Source organism: Mycobacterium gastri (genome assembly GCF_002102175.1).
Taxonomy (GTDB): Bacteria; Actinomycetota; Actinomycetes; order Mycobacteriales; family Mycobacteriaceae; genus Mycobacterium; species Mycobacterium gastri.
The window spans coordinates 201682-210747 of the sequence record NZ_LQOX01000055.1; the positions used below are offsets into that span (position 1 = coordinate 201682).

The following is a 9066-nucleotide window of genomic DNA, read 5'->3' on the forward strand; positions in this document are numbered from 1 at the left end:
ACACTCGCGGCGGAGAAAAAGTGAGCACCAACGAAGGGTCGTTATGGGGCGGGCGGTTCGCCGGCGGCCCCTCCGACGCGCTGGCCGCGCTGAGCAAGTCCACCCACTTCGACTGGGTGCTGGCCCCCTACGACATCACCGCATCCCGGGCGCACACCAAGGTGCTCTTCCAAGCGGGGCTGCTCACCGAAGAGCAGCGTGACGGTTTGCTGGTCGGTCTCGACACCCTGGCCCAAGACGTCGCCGACGGCAGCTTCGGCCCACTGGTCACCGACGAGGACGTGCATGCCGCTCTGGAACGCGGGCTGATCGAGCGGGTCGGGCCGGAGCTGGGCGGCCGGCTAAGGGCCGGCCGCTCGCGCAACGACCAAATCGCCACCCTGTTCCGGATGTGGCTGCGCGACGCGGTGCGCCGGGTGGCCGCCGGTGTGCTCGACGTCGTGCAAGCCCTGGCCAATCAGGCCGCCGCGCATCCGAGCGCGATCATGCCGGGTAAGACACACCTGCAGTCGGCCCAGCCGATCCTGCTGGCCCACCACCTGCTCGCACACGCTCATCCGTTGCTGCGCGACGTGGAAAGGATCGTCGACTTCGACAAGCGCGCGGCCATCTCCCCGTATGGCTCGGGCGCCTTGGCCGGCTCGTCGCTGGGCCTGGACCCGGACGCGATCGCCGCTGAGCTGGGCTTCTCGAGTGCCGCCGACAATTCCGTCGACGCGACCGCAGCCCGGGATTTCGCCGCCGAGGCGGCGTTCGTGCTGGCCATGATCGCCGTCGACCTGTCGCGGCTGGCCGAAGACATCATCATCTGGAGCACGACCGAATTCGGTTATGTGACGCTGCACGACTCCTGGTCCACCGGTAGCTCGATCATGCCGCAGAAGAAGAACCCGGACATCGCCGAGCTGGCCCGCGGCAAGTCCGGGCGGTTGATCGGCAACCTCACCGGACTGCTGGCGACGCTGAAGGCCCAGCCGTTGGCCTACAACCGCGACCTGCAGGAAGACAAGGAGCCGGTGTTCGACTCGGTCGCTCAGCTGGAGCTGCTGCTGCCGGCGATGGCCGGCCTGGTGGGCACCCTGACCTTTCACGTCGAGCGGATGGCGGCGCTGGCGCCCGCCGGCTACACGTTGGCCACCGATATCGCTGAATGGCTTGTGCGCCAAGGCATTCCGTTTCGCACCGCGCATGAGACCGCCGGCGCGGCGGTGCGCGCCGCCGAAGCGCGTGGCGTCGGGCTGCCCGAGCTCACCGACGACGAACTGGCCGCCATCAGCGCCGATCTGACGCCGCAGGTTCGTGACGTCTTGACCGTGGCGGGTTCGGTGGCCTCGCGCGACGCGCGGGGCGGTACCGCGCCGAGCCGGGTTGCCGATCAGCTCAACCTCGTGAACAAAGCCATCAACCGGCTGCGCCAGGGTTTGATGCCCCTGGCGAAACCGCGCTCCGGTCCGCTGCCAGCGGACTAGACTTCTACCTCTAGGTAAGCTAATCGAACGTTTCGGCGTTGACTTTCGTGTTGAAGGGGTGGGACCAATGAGCGTCATCGCCGGTGTATTCGGCGCTTTGCCGCCCTATCGCTATAGCCAGCGGGAACTCACCGACACCTTTGTCAACATTCCGGATTTCCGGGGTTACGAAGACATCGTCCGGCAGTTGCATGCCAATTCGAAGGTTGACAGCCGGCACCTGGTCCTGCCGTTGGAGACCTACCCCACGCTGAACGACTTCGGCGAGGCCAACGAGATCTTTCTCGACAAAGCTGTGGACCTGGGCGTCGAAGCCCTGATGGGGGCGCTCGACGTGGCTGGGCTGCAGCCCGAGGACCTCGATCTCATCATCACCACCACGGTCACCGGTGTGGCGGTGCCGTCGCTGGACGCACGCATCGCCGGCCGGGTCGGGCTGCGCCCGGATGTGCGACGGCTACCGCTATTCGGCCTGGGCTGCGTGGCCGGAGCGGCCGGCGTGGCTCGGCTGCACGATTACCTGCGCGGTGCCCCCGACGGCATCGCGGCCTTGGTTTCGGTCGAGCTGTGCTCGCTCACCTATCCCGGGTACAAGCCTTCGCTGGCCGGCCTGGTGGGCAGTGCTTTGTTTGCTGACGGCGCCGCCGCGGTAGTGGCGGCCGGGGACCGGCGCGCTGACCACGTCGGCGCCGACGGACCGGACATCCTCGACTCGCGCAGCCATCTCTACCCCGACTCACTGCGCACCATGGGATACGACGTCGGCTCCGCCGGGTTCGAGCTCGTCCTGTCCAAGGATCTGGCGGCCGTTGTTGAGGAGTACGTGGCCGAAGACGTCAGCACTTTCCTGGCCGCGCACGACTTGAGCACTACCGACATCGGCGCCTGGGTGACCCACCCCGGTGGCCCCAAGATCATCAACGCGATCACCGAGAGTCTCGACTTGCCCCCGGAGGCCCTGGAGCTGACCTGGCGCTCGCTCGGCGAGATCGGGAACCTCTCCTCGGCGTCGGTGCTGCACGTGCTGCGCGACACCATCGCCAAACCACCGCCCAGTGGAAGCCCGGGTCTGATGATGGCGATGGGCCCCGGATTCTGCTCCGAACTAGTGCTGCTGCGCTGGCATTAATCGACGTGGACTGTCTACTCGGTCGGGGGGTTGCGGAGGCGGCGTGCCGGTCGCGCCGGTTCCTGGAGTAGTACGAAAGACCGCGTGGTATGGACAGCACCCGAGAACAGCTCATCACGGCCCTGCGCAAAACACTCAAGGAAAACGAGCGGCTGAAGCGGGAAAACCGTGACGTTCTGACCCAGGCGACGGAGCCGGTGGCCGTGGTGGGGATGGGCTGCCGCTATCCGGGCGGCATCGACAGCCCCGAAGGCCTGTGGGAGATGGTGGCGGCCGGCCGGGACGTGGTGTCGGATTTTCCGGACGATCGCGGCTGGGATCTGGCGAATCTGTTCGACCCGGACCCCGACGCGGTGGGCACCTCGTACACCCGCAGCGGCGGATTCCTCACCGACGTCGCCGGCTTCGACGCCGAGTTCTTCGGGATAGCGCCCAGTGAGGCGCTGGCGATGGATCCGCAGCAGCGGCTGCTGCTCGAGGTGGCCTGGGAAGCCTTGGAACGCACCGGGATTGACCCGACCACGCTGCGCGGCTCGCCCACCGGCGTCTTCGTCGGAGTGTTCCACGGCTCCTACGGCGGGCAGGGCCGGGTACCCGGCGACCTCGAAAGGTACGGGCTGCGCGGTTCGACGTTGAGCGTGGCGTCGGGTCGGGTGGCGTATGTGCTGGGTTTGGCGGGCCCGGCGGTGTCGGTGGATACGGCGTGTTCGTCGTCGTTGGTGGCGTTGCATCTGGCGGTGCAGTCGTTGCGGTCGCGCGAGTGTGATCTGGCGCTGGTGGGTGGGGTGACGGTGATGGCCACCCCGGCGATGTTCGTGGAGTTCAGTAGGCAGCGGGCGCTGGCGCCCGACGGCCGGTGCAAGGCGTATGCGGGCGCTGCCGATGGCACTGGCTTTTCCGAGGGTGCCGGGGTGTTGGTGGTGGAGCGGCTCGCTGATGCGCGGCGGTGGGGGCATCCGGTGTTGGCGCTGGTGCGGGGTTCGGCGGTGAATCAGGATGGCGCCTCCAACGGACTGGCGACACCGAATGGGCCGGCGCAGCAGCGGGTGATTCGGGCGGCGTTGGCCAGTGCGCGGCTGGGGGTGGCCGATGTGGATGTGGTGGAGGGGCATGGGACCGGGACCATGCTGGGGGATCCGATTGAGGCGCAGGCGATTGTGGCCACCTATGGGCAGCGTGAGCCCGGGAAAGAGCCGCTGTGGTTGGGGTCGATCAAATCCAACATGGGGCATACGTCGGCGGCGGCGGGGGTGGCCGGGGTGATGAAGATGGTGTTGGCGATGCAGCAAGGGGTGTTGCCTCAGACGTTGCATGTGGATGTGCCGACGCCGCATGTGGATTGGTCGGCGGGGGCGGTGTCGTTGTTGACCGAGTCGCGGCCTTGGCCGGGTGAGCCGGTGGCGGGGCGGGTGCGGCGGGGGCGGTGTCGTCGTTTGGGATCAGTGGCACGAATGCGCATGTGATTCTCGAGCAGGCGCCCTTCTTGGATGGTGCCGCGGATAGTGTTGCGGCTGAGCCGGTTACCGGGGTGGTGCCGTGGGTGGTGTCGGCGCGTTCGGGGCCGGCGTTGGCCAACCAGGCGCGGCGGTTGTGGGCGTGGGTGCAGGATCGTCCCGATCTCGATCCGGTGGATGTGGGGTGGTCGTTGGTGTCCACCCGGTCGGTGTTTGAGCATCGGGCGGTGGTGGTGGGCGCCGACCGGGCGCAGTTGCTGTCGGGTTTGGCCGGTCTGGCCGCCGGCGAGCCGGGTGCTGCGGTGGTGGCCGGCCGTGCCCGGCCGATCGGCAAAACCGTGTTCGTCTTCCCCGGACAAGGGTCGCAGTGGGCCGGCATGGGAGCCCGATTGCTCGACGCGTCACCGGTGTTCGCCGAGCAGATGCGCCGCTGCGACAAGGCACTGGGCGAGTATGTGCGCTGGTCGTTGCTCGACGTCGTGCGCGGCGCGCCGGGCGCGCCCGGTCTGGATCGGGTGGACGTCGTGCAGCCGGCGCTGTGGGCGGTCATGGTGTCGCTGGCCGAATTGTGGCGATCGGTCGGGGTGGTGCCCGACGCGGTGATCGGCCATTCGCAGGGCGAGATCGCGGCGGCTTGCGTTGCGGGAGCATTGTCCCTCGACGACGGGGCTCGGGTGGTGGCGCTGCGCAGCCGGCTGTTGGTGCGGTTGGCGGGCGCGGGCGGTATGGTGTCGATCGCTGGCCAACTGTCCCGGGTCCGGGAACTGCTGTCGCCCTGGGGCAAGCGGCTGAATATCGCTGCGGTCAACGGTGTTTCGGCGATCGTCGTTTCCGGCGAAGTGGACGTTGTCGAGGAACTGATGCGGCGATGCGAGGCGGCCGACATCCGGGCCCGCAGGGTCGACGTCGACTACGCCTCGCACTCCGCCCATGTCGACGCCATCCGTACCGAACTCGTCGACGCCCTCGCTGGCATCGACCCGCGATCGGCGCCGATCGCCTTCTTCTCCACCGTCACCGGCCAACTCGTCGATACCGCCGGCCTCGACGCCGAGTACTGGTACCAAAACATCCGCCAGACGGTGCAATTCGACCGGGCCGTCCGCGCCGCCTCCGGCGCCGGGTACCAAGTCTTCATCGAATCCAGCCCGCACCCCGTCCTGACCGCCGCCATTGAAGAGACCCTGACCGACGCCAACGCTGCCGACGCCGACCAACCGATCGTCATCCCGTCCCTGGGCCGCGACGACGGCGGACCGAGATTCTGGCTCTCGGCAGCACAGGCCCACGTGGCGGGTGCCGGGCTGGATTGGGCCGCGGCGTTCGCCGGTCTGCACGCTCGCCGGGTGGATCTGCCGACGTACGGCTTCGTCCATCGCCGGTTCTGGCTCGGCCAACCCGATGCCGGCAGCGCAGCTGCGGGGCGTCTGGGGTTGACCGGCGCCGCGCACGGCTTGCTGGGTGCGGTGGTCGAGCGGCCCGACTCCGGCGGCGTCGTGCTGACCGGCCAGCTATCGGTGAGTGCCCAGCCATGGTTGGCCGACCACGCGGTGGCCGGGGTGGTGCTGTTCCCGGGTGCGGGGTTCGCGGAGCTGGCCGTCCGGGCCGGCGACGAGGTCGGCTGCGCCACCGTGGCGGAGCTCACGGTGACGGAGCCGTTGCTGTTGCCGACGACCGGCGCGGCGCAGGTGCAAATCGTGGTGAGCGCCGAAGATGCGTCGGGCCGGCGCAGCGCATCGGTGTATTCGCGCGCCGCCCAACCGGATTCGACCTGGACGTCACACGCTGAGGCGGTGTTGGCGCCCGGGGTGCTAGCTCCGGAAACAGACTGGTCGACATGGCCACCGGCGGGCGCAACGCCGTTGGATGTGACCGGAGCCTACGAGCGGCTGGCCGCACGGGGCTACACGTATGGTCCGGCGTTTCGCGGTCTGCGGGCGATCTGGCAGCTGGGAGAGGAGATCTTCGCCGAGGTGACCCTGCCCGAGCACGCCGCCCTGGACGTCGGCGGATTCGGCATCCATCCGGTACTGCTCGACGCGGCACTGCATGCGCTGGGCGTCGCCGGCGGGCAGGACGAAACGGTGTTGCCGTTCTCGTGGCAGGGCCTGTCGCTGCATGCCGCGGGGGCATCCCGGGCACGGGTCCGCCTGGCGCCGACGGGTGCCGACTCGGTGTCGCTGGAATTGGCTGATGCGGCGGGCTTACCTGTATTGACCGTGCGGAACGTGGCGTTTCGTCCGTTGCCTGACCGGGCGCTGTCCGCGGTCGCGCGTGGTGACGGCGGCTTGTTCCAGGTCGTGTGGTCGCCGATAACGCTGGCGCACGACGGAATTGGTGAGGCACCCGCGATGGTGTGGGAGTTGGCTGCCCAGGTGCCGCGGCAGGCGGACGTGGTGAAATCGGTGCGTGCGGCCACCCATGCGGTGCTGGCAATGCTGCAGTCGTGGTTGTCGGGCGACGAGGGCGGCGTCTTGGTGGTGCTGACCCATGGGGCGGTGGGTCTGGCGGACGAGGACGTCTCGGACTTGGCCGCTGCGGCGGCGTGGGGGCTGGTGCGTTCGGCGCAGGCGGAGCATCCGGGCCGGGTGGTGCTGCTGGATTCGGACGGATCGGTGGATGTCGGCGCGGTAATCCGTGCTGGTGAGCCGCAACTGGTGGTGCGCGACGGCGCGGCCTATCAGGCTCGGTTGCGGTCGCTGGACCCGATACTTCGGCTGCCCGAGGTCCCGTCCGGGTGGCGATTGATCCCCGGAGGCGCGGGGACACTCGACGACGTGCGGGTGGGTGCGTGTGAACGAAGCGAGCTCGCCACCGGTCAGGTGCGGGTAGCGGTGGCCGCGGTCGGGGTGAACTTCCGCGACGTGCTGGTGGCGCTGGGCATGTATCCAGGCGGGGGCGACCTCGGTATCGAGGGCGCCGGGGTCGTTGTCGAGGTAGGGCCGGGCGTTTCCGGTGTGTCCGGTGTGGCCGTCGGCGACGCGGTGATGGGGATGCTGGGCGTGGCGGGCCCCGAGGCCGTGGTGGATCAGCGGCTGGTGACCGCGGTTCCGCCGGGCTGGCCGCTGGATACGGCTGCTGGTGTCCCGGTGGTGTTCCTGACGGCGTTCTACGGCCTGTCGGACCTGGCGGGGGTGCGGGCCGGGCAGAAGGTGTTGGTGCACGCCGCCACCGGCGGGGTGGGTATGGCCGCGGTGCAGCTGGCTCGGCGCTGGGGCCTGGAGGTTTTCGTCACGGCCAGTCGCGGCAAGTGGGATACCCTGCGGGCCTTGGGTTTTGACGACGACCATATCGGCGACTCCCGCACCCTGGAATTCGAAGAGAAGTTCCGCCAAGCCACCGGCGGTGCCGGAGTCGACGTGGTGCTCAACTCGCTGGCCGGCGAGTTTGTCGACGCGTCGCTGCGGCTGCTGAGCCCGGGCGGGCAATTTGTCGAAATGGGCAAAACCGATATTCGCGACCCGCGGACTATTGCCGAGCGGTACCGGGGCGCCGGTTACCGCGCATTCGATCTGATCGAAGCCGGACCGGACCGGATCGCGCAGATGTTGGCCGAACTGATGAAGATGTTCGCTGCCGGAGAGTTGAAGCCATTGCCCACCAAGGCTTTCGATGTGCGGCTGGCCCGGCGGGCGTATCGCTTCGTCAGCCAGGCCCGCCATATCGGCAAGGTGGTGTTGACGGTTTCCGAGAGCGCCGGCGGGCTTGCCGGGGGCACGGTCGTGATCACCGGCGGGACCGGGATGGCCGGTGCGGCGCTGGCCCACCACGTCGTATCCCGCCACCGGGTGGCCCATGTGATGCTGGTCAGTCGATCCGGGGCCCGGGCCCAAGGGATTTCGGAGCTGGCCGACGAGTTGCGGGATGCCGGGGCCCAGGTGTCGGTAGTGGCTTGTGACGTGGCCGACCGTGACGCGGTAGCCGCGCTGCTCGCGCAGGTGCCGCCGCGGTATCCGCTGCGGGGGGTGTTTCATGCCGCCGGGGTCCTCGATGACGGGCTGATCGCCTCGCTGACACCCGACCGGCTGGATGGCGTGCTGCGCGCCAAGGTCGACGGGGCCTGGAACTTGCACGAATTGACCCGATATCTGGATGTCTCGGCGTTCGTCCTCTTCTCGTCGATGGCCGGCATCCTGGGCACCCCGGGCCAAGGCAATTACGCGGCGGCCAACAGCTTCCTCGACGGGCTGGCGGCGTATCGACGCTCGCATGGGTTGCCGGGATTGTCGGTGGCGTGGGGGCTGTGGGAACAGCCCAGTGCGATGACCCGGAACCTGGGGGACCGCGACAAGGCCCGGATGAGTCGGGCGGGGCTGGCAACCCTGTCAACCGGGCAGGCGCTCGAGCTGCTCGATGCCGCAATGGTCGCGGACCGCGGCGTCGCGGTGGCCACCCGGCTCGACGCCCGCGCGCTCGGCTCCGACAGCACCGCGCCATCGCCGTTGTTCAGCGAGCTGGCCGCCCGTCCGGCCCGACGCGTCGTCGACGACACCGACATCGCCGTCTCGGCAACGGGATTGGTCCCCCGACTGCGTTCGCTCGGTCCCGAGCAGCGACACCGAGAACTCGTCGACGTGGTCTGTAGCAACGCCGCCACCGTGCTGGGACGTTCCAGCACCGCCGACATCAACGCCCGCAACGCGTTCCAAGACCTGGGCTTCGACTCGCTGACGGCCGTCGAACTGCGCAATCGATTGAAAACGGCGACCGGCCTGGCACTTTCGCCCACCCTGATCTTCGATTATCCCACCCCCGCCGCCCTCGCCGAACACCTCGACAGCCGTCTGGCCGCCGCCACCGGAGACCAACCCGACCTCCTGGCCCGCTGCAACGACATGGCCGGCGAGCTCGACAGGCTCATCGACCGTGGCGACTGGGCACCGCAGGACAAGGCACGGCTAGCCGACCGGCTGCACGCCATCCTGGCCCATCTCACCGCCGACGACGACATCACCACCGCCAGCGAAAGCCAGCTCTTCGCCATCCTCGACGAAGAACTCGGCTCCTGAGCCAG

2 protein-coding genes and 1 pseudogene are annotated in these 9066 nt (G+C 68.8%); all 3 read left to right on the top strand.

The window, feature by feature from the left end; genetic code table 11:
• Positions 1-20: 20 nt before the first annotated feature.
• Positions 21-1469 (top strand): argininosuccinate lyase, encoded by a 1449-nt coding sequence (gene argH / locus AWC07_RS04640; protein WP_051508133.1) that lies wholly within the window; start codon positions 21-23, stop codon positions 1467-1469.
• 67 nt (positions 1470-1536) lie between these two features.
• A complete protein-coding gene (locus AWC07_RS04645; protein ID WP_036416395.1) occupies positions 1537-2598 on the top strand; it encodes a type III polyketide synthase in 1062 nt (353 codons plus the stop codon).
• An 89-nt stretch (positions 2599-2687) separates the two neighbouring features.
• Positions 2688-9061: pseudogene (locus AWC07_RS04650) on the top strand (SDR family NAD(P)-dependent oxidoreductase).
• The last annotated feature ends 5 nt before the right edge of the window (positions 9062-9066 follow it).